The following is a 21812-nucleotide window of genomic DNA, read 5'->3' as shown; positions in this document are numbered from 1 at the left end:
CATAACTGGGGGTAACTATCAACAGTTTGTGGGTAACATATGCACAAGATATCCACAGCCTGGGGAGGAATGCTGATGTTGGGTCTTATCAGAGTGATTACGCTTCATCATGAAGAAGATATCCACAGACACGGGGCACTGATTGAAGGACGTTATGGCATTCAGGTTCGGAGTCGCTGCATTCCCGATCAACCGATGGGGGTATATGATCAGGCCACAGAGCTTGAATCGATTCCCAAAATTGTGGATCTGGCACGAAAACTTGAACAAGAAGGCTGTACCTCTATCGGTATCAGTTGTGCAGCCGATCCGGCTCTTGCAGAAATGCGTGCCGCAGTTCACATCCCAGTCTATGGAGCAGGATCATGTGCTGCTCATCTTGCACTCACATCAGCGGCGCGTGTAGGTGTATTGACCATCCTAGAGGAAGTGCCTCATCTGATTCGAAGAACACTAGGTGATGCCTATATTGGGATGGAACGTCCCGAAGGTGTGGTAACTACGCTGGATCTCAACACACCACAGGGGCGAATCGCGGCTATGGAAGCTGCCAGAAGACTCAAGGCGAAGGGCGCCGAGTCCATCGTTCTTGCGTGTACTGGTTTTGCAACGATGGGTTTCGCCGTGGAAGTGGAAAAAGAACTGCATATCCGGGCGCTTGACCCGATCTATTCATTGGGAGCAGCCGTGTCTGCGTTGAATATCTGATCTATAGAATGCCGGATGTGGGTATTGGATGATTTTATATTTGGGTTAATTTGATTTTGACGCCGATGCAGTGTGTATAACTGCATCGGCGTTATTTGCGTTGGATAAGGATATCGGGGCTCTTGGAATAGCATGGCGCCGGTCTACAAGGAGCGTGGGGATAACTTTTCTTATTTTTTAATGTGAAGCGATAAAGTAATAAATTTATTTTTTCGTAATATTAACTGCTACTAACAACGTATTATTATTACTTTTTTTTATGAAATTAAAATAGAACATACGGATATCACAGAAATTCCCGTTTTTTTTGATCAGATAGTCTGGTAAACTATCCAAAAAAATTAGATACAGTATGCAAAAATGATTTGCAAATCTGGCTCAGGGTGGTCGATAGGCTTGAAAACGACAGGTATAACATTGAAAGAACTGTTGAATATTCCTATACTCAGCAAGGCCAAAGTCATTAGTGGGCACCAAGGATTGGATCGGGTTGTAAGGTTCGTGGATATTATGGAGGTGCCGGATCTGCAAGGATGGTTGCGAGAAGGCATGCTTATGCTGACGACAGCCTATTCGATTCGTGATAATCCCAGTTTGCTCGGAGAACTAATCTATACGCTTAATGAAGCGGGGGCGGCGGCTCTGGCTATCAAGCCTGCGCGTTTTCTCAAAGAAATCCCGAAGGAAGCCGTTGCAGCCAGTAATGACTGTGGTCTGCCCATCATTGAAATTCCTCCAGAAATACCCTACATGGATATTACGCAACCTGTTATGGAATTGGTGCTGGATCGACAGGCCGCACTTCTCCGCAGGTCAGAGGAAGTATATCGGACACTGATGACAATGGTACTTGAAAACAGTGGAATTCAGGCGGTGGGGGACAATGTGGCCGAGCTGCTTCAGGCACCTGTGGGTGTTATCGACAATGCTGGTCAGATGATTGTGTCTTCACCGCCAGATTATGACTGGAAAGAAGCTGAGGACCCACTCGTATGGGAGATAAATCTGGATCGGCGGAAGGTTGCCCGATTACTGGTGGACAAGGACTCCTTAGATGAAATGGAACAAGTCGGCATTGAGCAAGCCAGATTAGTATTATCCCTGGAATTGATGAGAAACAAGGTGGCGGAAGATACCGAATTGCGTCTTCGGGGCAATTTCATTGACGAACTGCTGACACCGCCTCTGCTGTTGCCGCATGAAGCCGAATCGAGAGGCCGCAAGCTTGGCATGAATCCAGAGCATTTATGGGAAGTAGCTGTGATGGAAGGGGAGACTGCTCCTGATGAAGATCTATTGACCGAATTGCTTGGTCAGGAGGCCAGAAAACGGAGGGTAGCACCTCATATTGAGTTTCGGACAAACAGGGCGGTGCTCTTCTTGCCAACCCCGGAGTCCCGGGATGCGGCATGGATGGATGACGTTCAATCCTGGTCTGATACCATTGGACTATGGCTCGAAGATCCGGCCAACAAGCTTGGACAATTCAGGACAGGCGTGGGCACTCAGGTTCCACTTTGGAATATGCATCAAAGCTATGGTGAGGCCAGAAATGCCCTGCTGGTATCCTCCCGCTTGTCGGGTGGGCGTACAACCCGGTTTGAGGATGTAGAGGTATATCACTTGCTGAGCGAAACGGCGAATGATCCAGGTTTTGCGGCATTGTTTGAGCGGAAGCTGGGGAAATTGCGTGCTTATGATGAAGAACACAGCGGAGATTTGCTGCGGACGTTTTTTTATTATCTGGAGAGCAGAGGCAGCCTGATCGAGACAGCAAACCGCCTCTATATTCACCGGAATTCCGTGAAATACCGACTGGAGCGAATAAGGGACATTACGGGATTCGACCTGAATCATCCGCGTGAACAATTTGTCTGTCATCTGTGTCTTGTGTACTACTACATGAAGCAAGATAAACAAGAGGTGTAGGCCCTGCCGATCGGATACTTGCTTCTACAGCAAAATCAACAATGGATGAAATGGTAGATATAGGTCGAAAAATAGCGAACTATGTCTTAGAGTGTAATTTAACATGACATTAATAGGAGACATTAGTGCACAATCGACAAACGGTTGTGCTTTTTTTTAGCTAAAAGGGACGTAGTTCGACGCTCGGATTCTAGGTAAAATAAGCACAATTACAAAGAAGAGACGGATAAACAGACAAGTTTTCAAGACTGGGCCGTCCACAGAGAACCGTAAAACAGCAAGTGAGACATCAGAGTTAAAGGGGTTGATCGATTGTTTGCTTACACGCTCCGAAGGCTGCTGCAGATGATTCCGGCGTTGATCGGCATTGTGGTGATTACCTTCATCCTGTCCCGCGTTCTTCCGGGAGATCCCGCCATTGTCATGGCTGGCGAACAGGCCACGGATGATGTCATTGCCAAAATCCGAATGGACATGGGATTGGACAAGCCATTATTTGTACAGTTTTTTAGTTACGTGGGACAGTTGCTTCAAGGGAATCTGGGATTCGCCTACCATACCGGTCATACGGTACTGAGTGATTTCGCTACCCGCTTTCCGGCAACCATTGAGCTGACGTTAGCCAGTGTGATTATAGCCATCTGTGTTGCGATTCCGGTAGGCATTATCGCTGCAACTCGAAAAGAGTCCTTTATCGATCACATCTCCAGGGTGTTCTCACTGATTGGAGCATGTGTACCGATTTTCTGGCTGGGACTGCTGTTTATTTACATCTTCTATTCCATCCTCGGCTGGGCTCCAGCTCCAATGGGACGCATCAGCGGAGACCTCAATCCACCGACGCATATCACCGGATTGTACGTGGTAGACAGTCTTATGACCGGAGATATGGTTGCACTCAAAAGCAGTCTTGCTCATTTGCTGCTTCCGGCCATCTGCCTGAGCACAGGAACAATGGCGATTGTGGCGCGTATGACCAGGTCCAGTATGCTGGAAGTCATCGGACAGGATTATGTACGTACTGCACGAGCCAAGGGCTTGAGCGAAACCGCTGTCGTTGGCAAACACTCCCTGATCAATGCTCTGATTCCCACGTTGACCGTTCTTGGCCTGCAGTTTGGCGGATTACTCGGTGGTGCGGTAATCACGGAAACTATTTTTTCCTGGCCCGGTGTCGGCGGTTATGTGACAGATTCGATTCTGGCTGCCGATTATGCACCAATTCAGGCATTCACACTGGTAAGTGCCATTCTGTTCAGCTTTATAAATCTGGCGGTGGATCTGGTCTATGGATTGATTGATCCACGAATCCGTTATGAATAGGGTCGCCGCGAAAGGAGGAGTACCGCTGTGAGTACTGCCGCACCGACTTCCATGGGAACCAAACCTGCACCAGCGGTTGTTCCCAAACCCAAAACCTTTCTGAGATTGTTGCTCCGCAATCGGCTCGCTGCTATTGGTCTAGCCTTTATCGTGATGTGGACTGTCATCGCGGCTATTGCCCCCTGGATTGCCCCTTATGATCCGTACGTGACAAATACGGCTGTGAAGCTGGAATCCCCATCAGGTGGTCACTGGTTTGGTACCGATAACTATGGTCGTGACATTCTGAGTCGTGTTCTGTATGGGGCCAGAATCAGCATCTGGACAGGCTTGATTGCCGTCAGCATCTCGTTTGTCATCGGGGTTCCGCTGGGCGGAATCGCTGCTTACTACGGCGGACGTACTGGCAATATCATCATGCGGTTAATGGATGTATTGCTTGCATTTCCCTCGCTGGTACTCTCCATGGCCATCGCGGCTTCCATCGGCAACGGACTGACAAGTGCCATGATTGCTGTAGGGATTGTGGGTATTCCCGAATTTGCCAGATTGATGTATGGGCAGACCGTATCCCTGCGCGAAAAGGAGTACGTGGAGGCCAGCAGAGCCATTGGAGTGAGGGACAGAGTGATTCTGTTTCGCCACATCTTGCCGAATGCTTTGGCACCGCTGTTGGTACAAGCCACGCTCGGTATGGGCTTTGCCATCCTGACGGCATCCAGTTTGAGCTTTCTCGGTCTTGGCGTCAAACCGCCTACAGCCGAGTGGGGAGCCATGATCTCTGAAGGTCGGGAGTATATCATTTCCGGACAATGGTGGCTCGTGACATTCCCTGGACTGGCTATAGCCACATCCATTCTTGGCTTTAACCTGCTCGGAGATGGTTTCCGTGATGTACTGGACCCGAGGTTGCGTTCGGGAAAATAGGGGTGGGTTACCATCTGCCTCTACAGAACCGATTCATAGATAGCTGGCTGGGGGAACCGATTTGCGGGGAATGCCTTGGAATAATGGCATGCAAGGCTCCATCACCGTCAGTAGGCAGATTGAATGCTGCTGCGGTTGGTATCAGGAATATGAGTTAGTTACTTTCCGGGATATTAGCCCATACATTTACTTTGTCTAATAAAAGCTGCAACGTTTTACAGTATCACATCATAAGACTGGTTCAAAAAGGGGAGGAAACTAAAAATGAAAAAGCTCAAATGGTTTTCTGCAATGATTGCTCTTACCGTTGTTCTCGGTGGCTGTGCCAGCAATGCCAACCAGCAGCCTGCGGCATCCGGCTCAGGAGGGGAAACGAAACCTGCGCCAACACTGACGGTTGCTTACTCTGAGGGTGGAACTACGATGGACCCGGCGGAGGCGAATGACCTGACCTCGGATACATTGGTACTGGCAACCTATGACCAGTTGGTAACCTATGGTGTCAAAACGGTGGATGGTGCTGATGTAGCCAACACGGAGGATATTCAGCCGATGCTCGCCGAGAGCTGGGAAGTGTCTGATGACAATATAACGTACACATTCAAAATCAAAAGCGGTCTGAAATTCCAAAGTGGAAATCCGGTCAATGCGGATGCGGTTGTGTACTCTTTTGACCGTGTGGCGAAGTCCAGCTCCGGCAGCTTTCTATATGGAATGGCCGACATCAAGAGCGTGACCGCCAAGGACGACTCCACCGTTGAGATCGTACTGAATAAAGCAAACCACATGTTCACCCAGATCATTGCCATGTATACCTTCTCCATTGTGGACCAGAAGCTCGTCGAGGAAAAAGGTGATGATTATCTGAAAACAAATGCTGCGGGATCAGGCCCGTTTACACTTGAAAAATGGGACCCGGCCAGTGAAGCGGTCTTCCAGGCCAATAACGACTACTGGCAGGGAGCACCGAAACTCAGCAAAGTCACGCTGAAATTCACGAAGGAAGCCTCCAACCGTGTTCTGCTGCTGAACAAGAGTGACGTGGACATGGCAATCGAGATTCCTCCCAAAGATGTTGCAGCTTTGCAGGAGAACAGTAATTTGACCATCAAATCGAATGCGAGTAACCGTATTTTGTTCTTCGCGATGAACAACAATGTCAAACCGTTTGATAATGAAAAAGTACGTCAGGCCATCAACTATGCGATCCCTTATGACCAATTGATCAACGATGTCATGTATGGTCAGGCCAAAGAGATGAAGAGTGCTGTAGCAAGTAACACACCGGGCTTTACGGATGCAGGCTATGTGTATGAGTACAATCTGGACAAAGCCAAGGAATTGTTGAAAGAAGCAGGTTATGCGGAAGGGTTCAGCTTTGACTTTACCCTCGGTTCGGGCTTTGACGATTGGGAATATGATGCGGTTCTGATTCAAGCGGAACTGGCCAAGATCGGTGTCAAAATGAACATTAACAAGGTCGCCCGTGCGCAGTTCCTGGAACAGCAAAAAGACGGGAATTTAGTCTCTTACATTTCCAAATGGACTTCTTTTGTTAACGATCCTGGATACCATCTGGGCTTCCTGCTCTACGGTGAAGGCTCTTCCAACTACATTCATTACAACAATGCGGAAGTTAACAAACTGTGGGAAGAAGCAGGCGCCGAACCGGATCAGGCGAAACGCAACGAGCTATACATGAAGGCGCAGGAGATTATTACGACAGAAGCGCCATGGGCGTATCTATATGAATACAACCGGGTTGTCGGTATGAATAACAAGGTCAGCGGATACGTGTATTACCCGGATGAAGTTCTGCGTTTCTACCCACTTAGCAAGGAGCAGTAAAAACGGACGATTTGGGGGACAGGCAGTCATGCCTGTCTTCTGACGATTCGTACTGATCATAATACAGCCATTATTGAAAGGAGCCTGAACAGGATGGATTGGAAAAGGAAGGTACTTGATGCAATCGAGGAAGGTCAGGATGAATTACTGGAGCTCTGTTCACAACTGATTCGTTTTCCGACGGAGAACCCTCCAGGGGATTCGCGTGAGATTAGTGCTTTTATTATCGAATATTTGCATCAGGCCGGAATTGACACCAAAGTACATGCGGCAACGGAAACCATGTTTAACCTGATCTCGACGTTGAACGGAGAAGGGGCAGACAAGTCAGACAAACATCTGATTTTCTGTGGTCATACCGACGTTGTGCCAGCCGGTGATCTTTCTCGTTGGGATTTTGATCCGTTCTGCGGTGAAATCAAGGACGGATATATGCTTGGACGCGGGGCATCCGACATGAAAGGTGGGCTTGCGGGCCTGATCTTTGCGACGGTTATTCTGGCAAAGTTGAATGTGCCTTTGCGCGGAGATCTGTCGCTGATGATTGTTCCGGATGAAGAAACAGGCGGTGACCTGGGGGTACCATGGGTTCTGGAACGTGGTCTTGCAACCGGAACTGCCGCGGTAATTGCAGAGCCATCCAGCCCGCAGCATCCAACCATTGGACAAAAGGGGAGCTGCTGGTTTGAGTTTACGGTGGAAGGTACACCGGGTCATGGCAGTCTTCAACCCATTGTAGGCGATAATGCGATTGTGAAGGCAGCTAAAGGTATTGAAGCGTTGCAGCGTCTATGGGACTTCAAGCCGGACATCCCGGAAGAGGTGAAGGATATTATCCGCATCTCGCAGGAGTATGCGCGTGATCGGGAGAAGGCTGGTCTGGCCTATCAGGTGTTCGACCATGTAACAGTGAATATCGGTTCAATTCAGGGTGGAACCAAGGTGAATGTGGTAGCGGATCGCTGCACTGTTCAGGTGGACTCCCGCGTTCCATTTGGTGTGGATTACCGCGATGTATTGGACCGTGCTCGCTCGCTTCTGCTTGAAGCAGGAATAGAATCGGAGCTGAAGCCGTTTGGTTTCCAGGGCAACGCAAACTGGACTCCAGCGCATGAACCAATCGTGAGCCAATTGGTGGAGAGCATCAGTGAAGTGAGCGGTGAAGAGGCATATGGTGTGCTGCAATGGGCATCCAGCGATGCACGCCACTTCCGTAATCATCAGATTCCGGTATTGCAATATGGTCCGGCAGAGCTGTCCACGATTCATAATTTTAACGAAAAAGCACCCGTATGGCAGATTATCCAGTGCGCCAAAGTGTATGCGCTGAGCGCGCTTAAATATTTGGGCGTGGAAGGTAAGGAAGATGAGACGTCATTGAAGAATTCGAATGGTGCGGCTTCCGAAGAAGCCACGACGTCCAAGCGCTAATTCTTTTTAGAAGGAGTAAAGCTAAAGGTTCAGAACGTAATGGCATGGGAGGGGAACAACATGACTGAACTGCTCGAAGTTTCGGATTTGCGGACAGAGTTCATTACGGGTGCAGGCGTGATACGCGCCGTGGACGGGATCAGCCTTTCCATACGGCAGGGTGAAACGCTGGGTATTGTCGGAGAATCGGGATGCGGAAAAAGTATTACATCGTTATCGATCATGCAGCTGCTCCCCAAAAAGATCGGCCGCGTGGCGTCAGGGGAAGTCCGTTTCCAGGGGAAAGACATGCTTAAGCTGTCCGGGCGTGAAATTCGCCGAATTCGGGGTAACCGAATGGCCATGATTTTTCAGGAGCCGATGACCTCGCTCAATCCGGTATTCAAAATCGGTAAACAAATTTCGGAAGCGGCACGATACCATCTGAAGCTGGGCAAAAAAGAGGCTTGGGCACGGTCGGTTGATATGCTTCGCAAAGTCGGCATTCCCCGTCCTGACAAAATTGCAGAACAATACCCGCACCAGCTCTCAGGTGGCATGCGCCAGCGGGTGATGATCGCCATGGCGATGGTATGCAGTCCGCAGCTGCTCATTGCAGATGAACCAACAACAGCCCTGGATGTGACCATCCAGGCACAGATTCTGGACTTGATGCGTGACCTCCAGCGGACAGAGAATATGGCAATCATGATGATCACTCATGATCTTGGTGTTGTAGCTGAGATGTGTGATCGCGTCATGGTGATGTATGCCGGGCAAGTGGTGGAAGAGACGGATGTCAAAACCCTTTTTGCCGATCCCAAGCATCCATATACTCGCGGTCTTTTGGCTTCGCTGCCACAGCTTGCGGGGGATCAGGATCGTCTTCAATCTATTCCAGGTCAGGTACCGAACCCCGCCCATATGCCGTCCGGCTGTCGCTTTGCTCCTCGTTGCCCGGTGAAGGAAGCACGGTGCGAGACGATACAACCCGAATTACTGGAGACAGCACCAAGTCATAGCTGTCGCTGTCTGCTGCAACAGGAGGGGATCATATGAGTGCGATATTGGAAGTCAGAAACCTCAAGAAGCATTATCCTATCCGCAAGGGCCTGTTTTCCAAACAGGTCGGTGCCGCCAAAGCCGTCGATGGTGTAACGCTGTCTGTGGAGCGTGGGGAAACACTCGCCGTGGTTGGAGAGTCCGGTTGCGGAAAATCCACCACGGGGCGTGCCATCCTGCGTCTGATTGAGCCGACGGATGGCGAGGTGTTCTTCGAAGGAAAGGATGTACGGAAGCTTCCGCCAGAAGAGCTGCGCCGTTTTCGTACGGATATGCAGATGGTGTTCCAGGACCCATACGCTTCACTGGATCCGCGCTGGACGGTACAGCGCACACTGGAGGAGCCGCTGCTCACCCACCATAATCTGAAAAAAAACGAGTTGAAAAGCCGAATCGAAGAGCTGATGGAAGTGGTCGGATTATCCCCCTATCAGGCACACCGCTTTCCACACGAGTTCTCGGGTGGACAACGGCAACGGATCGGGATTGCCCGTGCTCTCGCTTTGAATCCCAAGTTCATTGTGTGTGACGAGCCCGTGTCAGCACTGGATGTGTCGATTCAGGCACAGGTGCTGAACTTGATGCAGGATCTGCAGGAACAATTCGGACTGACGTATATGTTCATCTCTCATGACCTGTCTGTCGTTAAGTTCATCAGTGATCGTGTGGCTGTCATGTATCTGGGCAAAGTGGTCGAGCTTGCGCCCACATCCGAACTGTTCACCGAAGCGCTGCACCCATATACCAAAGCATTGATGTCCGCTGTTCCGGTTCCTGATCCGAATGTGCAAAAGGAACGAATCGTCCTGGGCGGCGATGTGCCCAATCCGGAAAATCCACCGTCCGGCTGCACGTTTCATACCCGTTGTCCGTATGTGAAGGACGAATGCCGCTCTGTTATTCCGGAGCTGCGGGAGATTTCACCAGGACGCCAGGTGGCATGTCATTTGTATTAGAAGTGATCATTTGAGCTGAAAAATACGTTCGGAAAATGCAAACAAACCTCCAGTTTACTGGGGTTCTGTTTGCGTTTTTCTTTTTTTATCTTCTCTTCTGCCTTTATTTCTGACGATAGTATCTCCATATTAAGAAATGGGTAAAAATTTTTCTCCCTTCAACCGATATAAACACAGAGAATGCAACATGAAATGTAATTATTCATGATCAAGATGACTATAAAAAAGCTTCTATTGAAACTGAAGACAAGAAGGGTATGAAAACATCTATGGATGAGGAAGTTCAAATTCAATACATTAATTTCTCGGTCGGAAATCAGATTTGTGCGCTTCGTATTGATGAAGTTCATGAAATTATCAAAATGCTCCCGGTAACCACCGTTCCTTTTGGAAGCCCTGAGATTAAGGGTTTCACGCCCTTGTACGGAAAAGTGGTCTCTGTTGTGAGTGTGCGCGTCCTGCTCGGCATGCCTGATGAGGAGACTACACCTTCCACTCGTATCATTGTTGTGCCGTACCACGACGATTATGTACCGCTCGTCGTCGATTCCGTGGATTCCGTGGTGATGTATGATCGGTTTGAAGAGCCTACAGAAGAATATCGTCGCTACACAACGGGAATATTCAAGGAAATCGCACACAATGACGATCATGAGGCGGGCATTCTTAATTTGGATGTATTGCTCGGAAATTTAACCAAATCGCAGTAAAAGCAACGTTGAAATGTTATAAACAAAGCACATATCCGCTTGATTATAATAATGCTCCTTACCCCTTTGTGGGGATGAGGGGCATTTTTTATTGTGATCACCTTATCCTTGAATGCAATGAGGCGGTGTGTTTCACCTTTTAACAGCCATACATAATATAGTATGAAGCGGTTTGGAGATGGTTTTTCGAAGCAATGTAGCACTTTTTATCCGTAAAAGTTTTTAAATCCGAGCATTTTCGTATATGATGGAGAGTAACAATGCGAAGGGATGACGGGAGACTGTAATGATGCAATCGCTGTATGGAGTATGGCTTGGTGACGTATTTTTTTGTTTTTCCGGTGAAACATCGGAACCACGTGTGGATGCGTGGAGCCACGTGGTACGGAAGCTGAATTTTGGCGACGGGGGTCGTCTGTTTCAGCCTGCCGCTCTGCGACTTGCGGAGCTTCGTTGGCCCAATCCGATGCGTAATGCCGCGGAAGCGAAGGGTACGAAGCGACGTCAATTGCTCGGACGGACGTTGGAAGGGCTCGCAATCTCGCCCAAAGATACATTCAAGCTGCTGCTCCATTGGGACGACAGTATATTGAACGCGGCGGGAATTCAGGCCGGAGAAGAGATTCGCTACTGGGTAAAAGCAGCACAGTTTACACAGGAACTGCTGCTGCGCGGAGAATTTGCTCCGTCGGCTGAGTTTGCGGCCAAGACGGGGGCGCGTCGTCGCACCGGACAGGAAACGTTGACAGGCGTATGGCGTCCACGTCTGTTGCAGGAAGCGGATGTAGAACGATTCCGGGAGTTGGCGGAATCTATGCCGCCGATCGGATTGTCTGCTCCTGGAGCATACGCATCTTCTGAACCGGAATCACGGGAGGAAGCGGGAGCGGCCGTATTATTTTCATTTATGAGCGGAATGATCCATGCGGTTGTTACGGGTGAGATGGAAAGCATGGACAGTGAGCTGTCTCGTTACCGCACGCCATTCCGGCGTGGGTCCTCTCCGGTAGCAGAGCTGTGGTGGAATAGTCTGATCTCGATGTTCCGTCCGGTGACGGTGCAGGGACCTACGGAAGAAATGGCAGAACTCATTGGAACGCTGCAAGAAGCTGGCGGCACTGCGAAACCCGTGGTAGGCAGTGAAGAAACGGCTCCCACGGAAGGTGAGTTGAAGCTGGTACTGCGGCTGGAACCGCCTCTTGGTGATCATGAATCCTTGTGGGGGATTACCTTCTGGGCAGACAGTGTGCAGGAATCTGGCCTGAGATTGCCTGCACGTACGATCTGGGCTCATCCGGAACGAGATCTGGACCGAGGCAAAGTACGTTATATTTCAGCTGCAGAACAGCTCCTGATGGCGCTGGGGCATGCATCAGAACTGGCACCGGAGCTGGAACCAGCGCTTCTTCATGCACGACCGGAAGGAATGAAGCTGGAACAGCAAGCCTTTTTTGAATTTTTGACCTACGCTGTGCCTCGTCTGCAGAAGGCGGGAGTAACCGTGTTAATGCCTTCCCGCTGGAGCCGTGCAGGGAAACGCCGCGCTGGACTACGTCTGCAAATGCTCAATCGGGGAATAGAAAGACCGGTTGGGGCTCCGTCTGCACTGGGTATGGAGCAGCTGGTTGCCTTTAAGGCAGAACCGATGCTGGACGGCAAACCGGTTACGGCGGAGGAGCTGGCTGCGCTTGCAGAAGCAACGGTACCTTATGTGATGTTCCGCGGCGAATGGATTGAAGTGGATACAAAAGAGATTCGTCAGGTTCTGCGTTATATGAAAAAAGAAGAAGAACAATATATGCCACTCTCCGAATGGCTGCATCTGGCAGCGGAAGAAGGCGAAGATACGGCATGGAAGGGGCTTTCCGTCTTTGGGGCGGAATCCGAGGGGCTGCTGTCCTTTTTGCTCGACGGACAGGTGCTCCGCAGCATTGAGCCTCGGCAGGTTCCGGCAGAGCTGCATGGCGAGTTGAGACCCTATCAAGAGCGGGGGTATCAATGGTTATCCGCCATGCGTGAGCTTGGGTTCGGAGTATGTCTTGCCGATGATATGGGACTGGGGAAAACGATACAGGTTATTACCTGCCTGCTGGACTTGAAGCATGAGGAACAGCAAGCCGCGGAGGAGGAAGCACGTGAGCACGAAGCGTTTATGGGGATGGAAGAAGAGTCCGCGAACGGTGAACAGCCGCACGTGCATGATGCGCATCTGCCTGCACTTATTGTGTGCCCTACCTCGCTGCTTGGGAACTGGCAACGTGAGCTGAAGCGGTTTGCCCCGAATCTGTCGCTATATATTCATCATGGCGGACAACGGTTGCACGGCAATGCCTTCCAGGCGGAAGCACAGTCCCATGATATTGTGCTGACGACCTATCATCTGGCTGGCCGGGATGGCCCGGATCTGGCTTCGTTGCACTGGTCTACCGTTGTGCTGGATGAGGCGCAATATATTAAAAATTACCGCACAAAGCAAGCGCAAAGCGTCATGCGCCTGTCTACGCCGCATCGCATTGCGATGACGGGTACGCCAGTGGAGAATCGACTAAGCGAGCTGTGGTCCATATTCCAATTCCTTAATCCGGGGTATTTGGGTACGGCTTCTTCATTCCGCCAGCGCTATACCGGACTGGGCCCATCCGAAGAAAATGCAGCTTCTTTGCGTGAGCTTCATCGGCTTGTATCGCCCTTTATGCTGCGCAGGCTGAAAAGTGATCCGGATATCCGCAAGGATCTGCCGGAGAAGCTGGAACTGAAATCCTATTGTTCCCTGACACCAGAGCAGACCGTTCTTTATCAGCGGGTGGTGGATGACCTGATGGGTGGATTGGATGGACGAAACGGTATCGCCCGTAAGGGAATTGTGTTATCATCACTGACCAAGCTGAAGCAAATCTGTGATCATCCGGTGCTGGCGGACAGCAGCCGGAAGGAACATGGTAAGGCTGAGGCATCCGGCAAAATGGAACGTCTGCTGGAATTAGTGGATGCGATCCGTGACAACGGGGAATCTGCGCTGATTTTCACTCAGTATGTGGCGATGGGGGAACTGCTCGTATCCAGGCTTACACAACGGTATGAGGAAGAACCGTATTTCCTGCATGGTGGTGTTTCGAAGTCGCAAAGGGATGATATGGTGGAAACCTTCCAAAAAGGGGAGGGCCCATCCTTGTTTGTCCTGTCTCTTCGTGCCGGGGGTGTAGGCCTGAATCTGACGCGTGCCAGTCATGTCGTTCACTACGATCGGTGGTGGAATCCTGCGGTGGAGAATCAGGCGACAGACCGGGTATTCCGAATTGGGCAGAATCGAAACGTACAGGTGCATAAGCTGATATGTCAGGGTACCCTGGAGGAACGGATTGATGAGCTAATTGAGAGTAAAAAGGCACTTTCTGAGCAGGTGGTCGGTTCCGGTGAGAACTGGTTGACCGAGATGTCGGATGATGAGCTGCGTGGCCTGATCTCGCTTCAGGGAGAGACATGGCTGTAGGTTGCGAGAATAAATAGTAAATGCAAAATATAGTGATAGGAAGGGGGATTGTTGTGAGCGAAAAATGGAATGTAGAGCTGCATATGTCCCCCGGTGGATGGACAGCAGAAGTAAGTGCGGCGTCTGATGCAAGCAAAGAAGCATTAGACGCCGCAGGCAAGACCGAATCAGCCGAAGGCTTGTTCACGGTAACAGGCACGCTGCCACAGCTCAGTGAAGCTGAACGCGAGGCTGTGCTGGCACAGCTGCGCAAGCGTCCGCTGGCGCTGTACGCGCTGCTGCGCGGCGGCCCTGCCCCGGCGGAGCTCGACGGGCTGCTGCCGCAGCATGCGCCAAGCGAGGCCGTGCCGGGCACAGCCGTTGGCAGCTCTCTGAGCGCGGGCGGCGCAGCGACGTGCACCTGCGGCCGCCCGGGCTGCGCGCATGCCGAGGCCGCTGAGCGCGCCGTTGCCGCGCGCTTCGCGGCCGAGCCGCTGCTGCAGCTGGCGCACGCCGGCCTGCCGCGCGAAGCGCTGCTCGCCGGCGTGCTGGGATCATGGGCGGAGGAACTCGCCCATGATCCCAGCGGCCCCGGCCGCGCAGCCGAAACGGCCGGCCGCCCGCAGGCGCGGGGCGGCGAAGGCGGCGCAGCCGTCGGCGAGTGGATCGCCGAGGCAGCTGCGGACGGCGCCATGCACCAGCCGGGGCCTGGCTTCGGCGCCGTGAAGGTGCGGCTGGCGCAGCCGGGGAAGCCCCCGGCAACGCCGGAGCTGGCGGCGCTGCTGCCAGGCGTGCCTGCCACCGCAGGGCTGGCATTGATCCGCGAGCGCGTAGCTGCGCGGATGTGGGAGGCTGTCCAAAAGAAGAAGAAGGACAGCCCGGCAACCAAATGATGCACCATTCGGAGCGGGGGAGATCTCAGATCATCCCCGCTTGTTTGTGATGTGCATCGGCGTAATCCTTTTTATCCAAAATGGATATATACATTTCTAATTCGCTTCTATGGCGTTGAACCTTGGGATAGGGCTCTAAAAGTCCAAAAAACGACCGTACAAGCTGTACACCCGGCATATCTTTAGGGTGACATCCTCTCAAGGAGGTCTTTACCGGTGGAGCTTCGCTGCAATTTAAGGTATACTGTCGCAGGGGAAGACAAGCCCACATGCACGAATACTGCAATTATTATTACTATGCGATAGGAGTTTTTACATGAAATTACGTACAGGACGACAGCGCCAAGTTGCGGTTATGCTGTCTTCACTTATGATATGCGGAGCTTTGTTATCCGCTTGCCAGGACGGTTCGGGCTCAGAGGAGAACCAGAATCTGAACGCAGCAGGAAGCGCACAACAAGAGTCGGACGGTACCACGGTTCATTTGACTGAGGATACTGGCAAGGATGGCAACAACACAGGTGGGGATGACAGCTCATCTTCGGACAATAACAATGAGGGTACAGATAGTGGTTCCGGCGATGCTTCAACTGGCGGAGAGGGTTCTTCTGACGCAGGCAATGGAGCCACATCAGAGGATCCCCTGATGGAGAAACGCAGCATTAGCGCACTGCAAACGACGATTGATGCACAAGCGGTAGTGACCAATTCAGAAGCGATGACAGTGATCGTTAACAAACAGCGCAGCTTGCCAGAAGGATACGAGCCGGATGATCTGGTGGAGCCTAACGTACCGTTTTCCTTCGACGGGCCGCATGAAAAGCGTCATATGCGCAAGGAAGCTGCCGAGGCGTTGGAGAAGCTGTTTGCCGGTGCCAAAGCGGACGACATTGAACTTCGTGCGGTTTCTGGATATCGTTCTTATCAGCGTCAGGTTTCGATCTATAACAACAATGTCAAAACCAAAGGTAAAGAATACACGGATCGTGTAAGCTCTGTGCCAGGCCATAGCGAACATCAGACCGGACTAGCGATTGACGTTTCCAGTCCAAGTGTAGGCAATGCCATAGAAGAGGTGTTTGGCACATCGAAAGAAGGCCAGTGGTTGGCTGAGCATGCCGCAGAATATGGGTTCATCATCCGTTATCCACAAGGTGAGGAAGCGATAACCGGCTATGTGTACGAGCCGTGGCATATTCGCTATGTCGGCACTGATCTTGCTCCTGATGTTGTGAAAAGTGGACTGACACTTGAAGAATACTTTGATGAGGCTAATATCAAGCTGTAAGCCTGGTGCTTCATCTTTTGATTGAGGACTAGGATCTCAATTTCATAAAGCCTCTGAATGATTCACCCTTGCCCAAGGCACGGGAGATCACTCAGGGGCTTTTTGGTTTGAGCTAAATTCAGTTATATCCTATTTTATTTGCTTGTTCAGCAGGTCGGCAGACTGATATAATTCATGTTTAATCAGGAGTTCAAATCACATGTAAAGCGAGGGAAAGCAGAATGAACAGACAGCAGGTGTTTACCGGTTCTCCATGGGAGCCGCTTGTAGGATATTGCCGTGCCATTCGTGTTGGCAACCGAATTGAGGTTGCGGGTACTACAGCCATGCAGGACGGTGTTGTGGTTGGAGCAGGTGATCCATATGCACAGGCGAGATTTATTTTGCAGACCATCGAAAATGCACTGAAAGAATTAGGAGCAGACATGTCTCATGTCGTGAGAACCCGCATGTTTGTTACTGACATTTCCCGGTGGGAAGAAGTGGGCAAGGCTCATGGTGAATTTTTTGGTCAGATCCAGCCTGTCGCTACGATGGTGGAGGTTAGTGCACTCATTGATCCTTTGCTAATGGTGGAGATTGAGGCAGAAGCGATTGTTGAAGCACAAGCTGAGGTTGATGCCGAAATAACGGAATAGAGCTATTATATATACATATATACAAAATGCAGTATCGAGAAATAACCTTACCCTAACCTCCATGAAGGAGGAAGCGAGGGATAAGGTTATTTCTGCATTGATATAGTGTGATCTAGCTCTACTGCGTCTACGCATAAGTAAGGCTAGCCTTCTTTTCTGGCAACTTATTTCGCTTCAGGTTGATCGGCTGGTGTTTCGATTACTACTTTCCAAGCCGTTCCGATTGGCGGCAAGCTGCGGGTCAGGACAGGGCTATAGAAACCAATCACTTTGGCACCTTTGGTTAGTTCCTCTGGTTTGATCGTTTCCCCTTGATGATTCACCAGTTCTGTATCTTTGCTAATGTTAAGGATAACATGGTCAGGTGATGTCTCTGTCAGGCGGGAGCCGGAGATCTCGATCTGAGTACCATTATTTTCTATTGTTTTTACATTTTCAATCGTGCCTGCTGTACCCAAAACTTCTTTAGGTTGTGCTTCGGATTCCGAAGCAGCAGTATCCAGTACAGTGACTTTGTAAGTCGGTGTTTGAGGCGGTAAACTGAGGGTTGCAATCTCTGAATGCTCAGCTTCCACGTTCATGCCAATGGTCAGATCAGTAAGCTTGATATCCTTGCCATCCGCGGATTTGAAAGCGGTATCCTCACCAACATTAAGTACGATACCATCTGTACCTGCACCGCCGATATGGATGGATTGATACTTGCCTTCGCTGTTAATTCCCGTAATGACCCCACGCTCAGTAACGGTTTTCACTTCCTCTTCACTGGAGATGGTTACTTGGTTACCTGTTGTATTCACTTGTGCGTGCAGTACTTTATCTGCAAAAGAAGCGGGTACAAACAGTGTGCCATTTGTGATCTCAGGCGCTGTTCCCAGCTTAAGCAGCATTTTATTAACTGAATACTGGTCTTTGCCTGTGGTAACGATTGTCCAGAGGGTACCCTTTGTCAGCTCAGCAGATTTGTTTTCCTTGTTCCATTTCAGTTCAATGCCAAGAGCTTCTGTGAGATCACGCAGTGCGATCATGGGTTCTTGACCATCCTTGTTCCAATAACCGTCAGTCATCGGTGCACCGTTCACAGATACTTTTACAGCTTCAGTTCCTTTGCTATCGGCTGATACGGAAGTTGAATTGACGGGCTGAATGCTGTCCAGGTTTGCTGCGTATGCGGCTCCCCCGCCCAGGGCCAAGGACAGGACCATCAGGGCGCTAACTTTTTTCATGTTGTTGTTCATCGTTGATTTCATCCCTTCTCATCTTGGTTATGACGCGGTAAACTCCTATTAAGGCCACGTTCCAAACTTATAGACGGGACAACTTCGTCCAGTGTTGCACTTTGAGGTAAATAATGTGAGCAGCATGTTAGTCTATTATTTGAAAAACAGACCACATTGCCGGTTATAAGAAGCAGGATGCGGTTAAGGATCAATGTGTGGAAGACGTGTGATTCAGAATTTGAAATAACCTTGGATTACATGGGGTTTTGGAGCATCCAAATATGAGGAGGGAGGCAATCATATGAGTGATATGTTGGTTGCGCTTTACCATTTGCCAGAGCAAGAGAGTGGACTGAAGAAGTTGGAGGAGTCCTCCATTGTCATCCGAAGAGCCATCGCACCAGAGAAGCAAGTTGTTCTGGATTGGGTGAGATCCCATTTTAGCCAGCCCTGGGTGGATGAATGTGATGTAGCTTTTGCACGTCAACCCGTGACTTGTTATATTGCGCTTGAGCATGGGAAAATGATCGGATTCGCTTGTTATGAAGCAACGTGTCGTAATTTCTTTGGTCCAACAGGTGTTGGTCAGGAGGCACGGGGCAAAGGTGTCGGTACAGCGCTGCTGTTGGCCTGTATGCATGCCATGAAGGCAGATGGTTACGCTTACGCAATTATTGGATCGGCGGGACCCGTGGATTTCTATGCTCAGACCCTGGGGGCCGTGAAGATCGAAAATTCAACACCAGGGATTTACAAAGGCATGCTCCGGGCAGACTAGACGATATTCATGTTCTGGAAAAGGAAGGGAGGAAGAAGATGACCAAGAGCAAAATGCTGCATATCGGCATGATCGGCACAGGGTCCATCTCGGATCTTCATATGAGGTGTTATGCCAAAAACGAGAATGCCGTCATTTACGCCATCTGTGACTTGAATGAACAGCGTGCAGCCGCGGCTGCTGAGAAGTATGATGCACAATCTGTGTACACCGATTATCGCGAGATGCTGAAGGACCCGCATGTGGATGCCGTTAGTATCTGTACGTGGAATAATACGCATGCCGAATTTGCCATCGCTGCCCTGGAGGCAGGTAAACATGTGCTGTTGGAAAAACCGGTAGCAACCAATGTGGAGGATGCGCTGCGGATTGAAGAGGCTGTGAAGCAAAGCGGATGTACCTTTATCGTGGGCTTTGTGCGTCGTTATGACAACAATATGCAGATGATGCGCAGTTTCATTGATGCGGGTGAGTTTGGTGAGCTGTACTATGCCAAAGCTTCTATCCTGCGTCGCTTGGGAAATCCGGGAGGCTGGTTTGCGGACAAAAACCGTTCCGGCGGTGGTCCGCTCATTGATCTTGGCGTACATATTATCGACCAATGCTGGTATCTGATGGGCAAACCGAAACCTGTTTCGGTGAGTGGCAATACGTATCGAAAACTGGGCAACCGTGCCCATATCGAGCATCTTTCTTTTTACAAAGCCGCAGATTACAGTTCCGCTGTCAACAATGTGGAGGATATGGCGAATGCGCTGATTCGCTTCGAGAACGGGGCTTCTTTGGCGGTAGATGTGAGCTTTACCTTGCATGCACGTGGGGAAGCATCTTCAGTCAAATTGTACGGTGAGCGTGGTGGAATTGAGCTGGAGCCCGAAACGCTAATCGTCACCGAGAAACACAATACGATCTTGAACATTGAACCTCAGACAGACTATAAAGGTCTCGATATTCACGGTGCCTTCCAGAATCAGATTGATCACTTTGTGGATTGTTGTCTGAATGGTACCGAGCCCATCAGCCCAATTGCGGATGGTGTGGCTTCGACAAGGATGCTGTGCGGAATCTACGAGTCAGCCGAAAAAGGTCAGGAGATTCGTCTGGACTGAAAAATTTAGATCCGTGTCTTTCGTGAAATAGTTGTTACACTTAAAATGTTCTGGTAGAAATCGATCTACCAGAACATTTTTTAAAATAGTAGCTTGGACTAATTTACAATATTCATTTCTCTGCAACTGGACTGGAATTACATAGCGCGTTTAGTCATTTTTTTTACTCGAAAAACCAATAACGCAAAAGATTAATCCTAAGAATACAAAAAATGGAATGAAGAGATTACTGAAAAATCCAGGGTATAACACTGTTAAATCAACAGAGATACCCTCTTTGCCAATACTTGTAATGTAGGTAGAGAAATAGGCAACCACACGTTCAAGAGTATATAAAAATCCTCCTAAAGATAAAAGTAATATGCCTGCAGTTCGGAAATTCATTTAAATACCTCCTTTATTTGAATTATTTTACAAATATATATTTTTCCTTTATTATGGATTATGTACCAAATTATAAACGAAAAGAGGGAATATATGTTGTCTATTAGGAAAAAAATTTTTATACCAGTTGTTGCAGCTTCATTATGTTTGGGTAGTTCTTTATCGTCCATAGCAATGGCCCAATCTATTGAGGATACGGTTGCTCCAGTTTCTAGTAATATTGAAAAGGTTATTGATGGAAAGAACTTTTCCATCTCACCCAATGTAGTTGGAAAAATAACCGATGAGGAATTGAAAGCTATTTCTCAGCAAGCTAATGGAACAGGGGATATCATCATTTCAAATGTTATTGAAGGTACAAATCAAATCTCTCCTTTTTCACAAAACACTGTCTCTCCAAGTGCATGGTATGATACTCACATTATTTGGGATATTACTAAACAAGTAACTCAAAGAGATACTCCCTTAGCTGCTCAACAGATAACAAGCGTTGGCCAGTCTCAAGAAAGAACTATAAATACCACATACAAGTTGAGTGCTAATGTCTCTGCTAGTGTAACGATTCCATCTAGTTTAAAAACCTCAATCGAAGCTGGGTTGGCTAGTGAAATTACCCAAAGCATAAATACTAAATATTCAGGACCGAAAGTTGGTAGCGGTATTGTTTCTTATGTTTTTTGGATAACGCCATTCGTAAATCGCGGAACATGGAATGCAACAGGAAAAGGTAATTTCTCTGGTGACATTTCTGGGCCCTATTCTGGATCGTGGCAAGAACCTAATAAATTCGTAGAATGGACACAAGCAATTAAATAATTCAGCGAATTAAGAAAGAGGCTGTCTCAAAAGTTCTTAGAAACTATCGGTGAATAATAGTTACCATGGGTACTTGCAAAAAAGCCGAAGCAGAGGTTCATCCTGCTTCGGTCCTTTTGCATTTTTCCGTCATTGCGGCATTTTTAAGCAGATTGTGGGCAAGGCAAAGCCACTCGACCTCCAAGCTTACTTTTTGCAAGCTGCAAAGCAGGAATCTCTGGAATACCCGGTTGTTTTTGATTTGTCAAAATAAGCTTTCAGGCTCCGCATACGCCGAACCGAAAGGATATACCTTCCTCGCTACGCAGGGGACAACACCCTTTGGTTGATTCATTGATCGTGAT

18 protein-coding genes are annotated in these 21812 nt (G+C 49.4%); 16 read left to right on the top strand and 2 right to left on the bottom strand.

Annotated elements, in window-relative coordinates; all coding sequences use genetic code 11:
* The first annotated feature begins 75 nt into the window (after positions 1-75).
* From G3352_RS19475 to G3352_RS19415, 13 genes are all read left to right on the top strand, one after another.
* Positions 76-708, top strand: coding sequence for an aspartate/glutamate racemase family protein (locus G3352_RS19475; protein WP_163758967.1), 633 nt, complete (start codon positions 76-78; stop codon positions 706-708).
* Between the two features lie 396 nt (positions 709-1104).
* Positions 1105-2637, top strand: coding sequence for a PucR family transcriptional regulator (locus tag G3352_RS19470; RefSeq protein WP_163758965.1), 1533 nt, complete (start codon positions 1105-1107; stop codon positions 2635-2637).
* A 312-nt stretch (positions 2638-2949) separates the two neighbouring features.
* A complete protein-coding gene (locus G3352_RS19465) occupies positions 2950-3960 on the top strand; it encodes an ABC transporter permease (protein WP_170867904.1) in 1011 nt (336 codons plus the stop codon).
* A 51-nt stretch (positions 3961-4011) separates the two neighbouring features.
* Positions 4012-4887, top strand: a complete 876-nt coding sequence (locus G3352_RS19460; RefSeq protein WP_163759167.1) for an ABC transporter permease — start codon at positions 4012-4014, stop codon at positions 4885-4887.
* A gap of 264 nt (positions 4888-5151) precedes the next feature.
* A complete protein-coding gene (locus G3352_RS19455; RefSeq protein ID WP_163758963.1) occupies positions 5152-6735 on the top strand; it encodes an ABC transporter substrate-binding protein in 1584 nt (527 codons plus the stop codon).
* 93 nt (positions 6736-6828) lie between these two features.
* On the top strand, positions 6829-8166 hold the full coding sequence (locus tag G3352_RS19450) for a M20 family metallopeptidase (RefSeq protein WP_163758961.1): 1338 nt from the start codon (positions 6829-6831) through the stop codon (positions 8164-8166).
* 60 nt (positions 8167-8226) lie between these two features.
* Positions 8227-9204, top strand: coding sequence for an ABC transporter ATP-binding protein (locus G3352_RS19445; protein WP_163758959.1), 978 nt, complete (start codon positions 8227-8229; stop codon positions 9202-9204).
* Complete coding sequence (locus tag G3352_RS19440; RefSeq protein WP_163758957.1) at positions 9201-10163, top strand: ABC transporter ATP-binding protein; 963 nt, start codon at positions 9201-9203, stop codon at positions 10161-10163. The genes G3352_RS19445 and G3352_RS19440 overlap by 4 nt, the downstream gene beginning before the upstream one ends.
* 257 nt (positions 10164-10420) lie before the next feature.
* A complete protein-coding gene (locus G3352_RS19435) occupies positions 10421-10873 on the top strand; it encodes a chemotaxis protein CheW (RefSeq protein ID WP_163758955.1) in 453 nt (150 codons plus the stop codon).
* Between the two features lie 286 nt (positions 10874-11159).
* The gene (locus G3352_RS19430; RefSeq protein ID WP_163758953.1) at positions 11160-14363 is read left to right on the top strand and encodes a DEAD/DEAH box helicase; all 3204 of its coding nucleotides are present in this window, start codon (positions 11160-11162) and stop codon (positions 14361-14363) included.
* A 53-nt stretch (positions 14364-14416) separates the two neighbouring features.
* A complete protein-coding gene (locus tag G3352_RS19425; protein ID WP_163758951.1) occupies positions 14417-15235 on the top strand; it encodes a hypothetical protein in 819 nt (272 codons plus the stop codon).
* A 316-nt stretch (positions 15236-15551) separates the two neighbouring features.
* The gene (locus G3352_RS19420) at positions 15552-16523 is read left to right on the top strand and encodes a M15 family metallopeptidase (RefSeq protein WP_163758949.1); all 972 of its coding nucleotides are present in this window, start codon (positions 15552-15554) and stop codon (positions 16521-16523) included.
* A 221-nt stretch (positions 16524-16744) separates the two neighbouring features.
* The gene (locus tag G3352_RS19415; RefSeq protein ID WP_163758947.1) at positions 16745-17161 is read left to right on the top strand and encodes a RidA family protein; all 417 of its coding nucleotides are present in this window, start codon (positions 16745-16747) and stop codon (positions 17159-17161) included.
* Between the two features lie 164 nt (positions 17162-17325).
* Here G3352_RS19415 and G3352_RS19410 read toward each other — a convergent pair whose 3' ends face one another.
* Entirely contained in the window at positions 17326-18387 is a 1062-nt protein-coding gene (locus G3352_RS19410; RefSeq protein ID WP_163758945.1) for a copper amine oxidase N-terminal domain-containing protein, read from the bottom strand.
* Positions 18388-18682: 295 nt separating this feature from the next.
* On the opposite strand from G3352_RS19410, the gene G3352_RS19405 reads away from it, so the two are divergent.
* Both G3352_RS19405 and G3352_RS19400 read left to right on the top strand, forming a co-directional pair.
* A complete protein-coding gene (locus tag G3352_RS19405; protein WP_163758943.1) occupies positions 18683-19159 on the top strand; it encodes a GNAT family N-acetyltransferase in 477 nt (158 codons plus the stop codon).
* Between the two features lie 38 nt (positions 19160-19197).
* On the top strand, positions 19198-20268 hold the full coding sequence (locus G3352_RS19400; protein ID WP_163758941.1) for a Gfo/Idh/MocA family protein: 1071 nt from the start codon (positions 19198-19200) through the stop codon (positions 20266-20268).
* 150 nt (positions 20269-20418) lie between these two features.
* On the opposite strand, the gene G3352_RS19395 is transcribed toward G3352_RS19400, so the two are convergent.
* Positions 20419-20652 carry a hypothetical protein gene (locus tag G3352_RS19395; protein ID WP_064642526.1) on the bottom strand — a complete coding sequence of 78 codons (234 nt, stop codon included), beginning with the start codon at positions 20650-20652 and terminating at the stop codon, positions 20419-20421.
* Positions 20653-20745: 93 nt separating this feature from the next.
* Between G3352_RS19395 and G3352_RS19390 the strand changes: the two genes are divergently transcribed.
* Positions 20746-21468, top strand: a complete 723-nt coding sequence (locus tag G3352_RS19390) for a TASOR family protein (RefSeq protein WP_205524946.1) — start codon at positions 20746-20748, stop codon at positions 21466-21468.
* Positions 21469-21812: the final 344 nt, after the last annotated feature.

Source organism: Paenibacillus sp. ALJ109b, assembly GCF_010747435.1.
Classification (GTDB): Bacteria; Bacillota; Bacilli; order Paenibacillales; family Paenibacillaceae; genus Paenibacillus; species Paenibacillus taichungensis.
This window is presented reverse-complemented; position numbering and strand designations above follow the sequence as displayed.

What these genes read in the sequence shown, in the direction of transcription:
- G3352_RS19475 (WP_163758967.1), top strand. Translation starts at nt 76, where the DNA reads ATGTTGGGTCTTATCAGAGTGATTACGCTTCATCATGAAGAAGATATC.
- G3352_RS19460 (WP_163759167.1), top strand. Translation starts at nt 4,012, where the DNA reads ATGGGAACCAAACCTGCACCAGCGGTTGTTCCCAAACCCAAAACCTTT.
- G3352_RS19455 (WP_163758963.1), top strand. Translation starts at nt 5,152, where the DNA reads ATGAAAAAGCTCAAATGGTTTTCTGCAATGATTGCTCTTACCGTTGTT.
- G3352_RS19450 (WP_163758961.1), top strand. Translation starts at nt 6,829, where the DNA reads ATGGATTGGAAAAGGAAGGTACTTGATGCAATCGAGGAAGGTCAGGAT.
- G3352_RS19445 (WP_163758959.1), top strand. Translation starts at nt 8,227, where the DNA reads ATGACTGAACTGCTCGAAGTTTCGGATTTGCGGACAGAGTTCATTACG.
- G3352_RS19440 (WP_163758957.1), top strand. Translation starts at nt 9,201, where the DNA reads ATGAGTGCGATATTGGAAGTCAGAAACCTCAAGAAGCATTATCCTATC.
- G3352_RS19435 (WP_163758955.1), top strand. Translation starts at nt 10,421, where the DNA reads ATGAAAACATCTATGGATGAGGAAGTTCAAATTCAATACATTAATTTC.
- G3352_RS19430 (WP_163758953.1), top strand. Translation starts at nt 11,160, where the DNA reads ATGATGCAATCGCTGTATGGAGTATGGCTTGGTGACGTATTTTTTTGT.
- G3352_RS19420 (WP_163758949.1), top strand. Translation starts at nt 15,552, where the DNA reads ATGAAATTACGTACAGGACGACAGCGCCAAGTTGCGGTTATGCTGTCT.
- G3352_RS19415 (WP_163758947.1), top strand. Translation starts at nt 16,745, where the DNA reads ATGAACAGACAGCAGGTGTTTACCGGTTCTCCATGGGAGCCGCTTGTA.
- G3352_RS19410 (WP_163758945.1), bottom strand. Translation starts at nt 18,387, where the DNA reads ATGAAAAAAGTTAGCGCCCTGATGGTCCTGTCCTTGGCCCTGGGCGGG.
- G3352_RS19405 (WP_163758943.1), top strand. Translation starts at nt 18,683, where the DNA reads ATGAGTGATATGTTGGTTGCGCTTTACCATTTGCCAGAGCAAGAGAGT.
- G3352_RS19400 (WP_163758941.1), top strand. Translation starts at nt 19,198, where the DNA reads ATGACCAAGAGCAAAATGCTGCATATCGGCATGATCGGCACAGGGTCC.
- G3352_RS19395 (WP_064642526.1), bottom strand. Translation starts at nt 20,652, where the DNA reads ATGAATTTCCGAACTGCAGGCATATTACTTTTATCTTTAGGAGGATTT.
- G3352_RS19390 (WP_205524946.1), top strand. Translation starts at nt 20,746, where the DNA reads ATGTTGTCTATTAGGAAAAAAATTTTTATACCAGTTGTTGCAGCTTCA.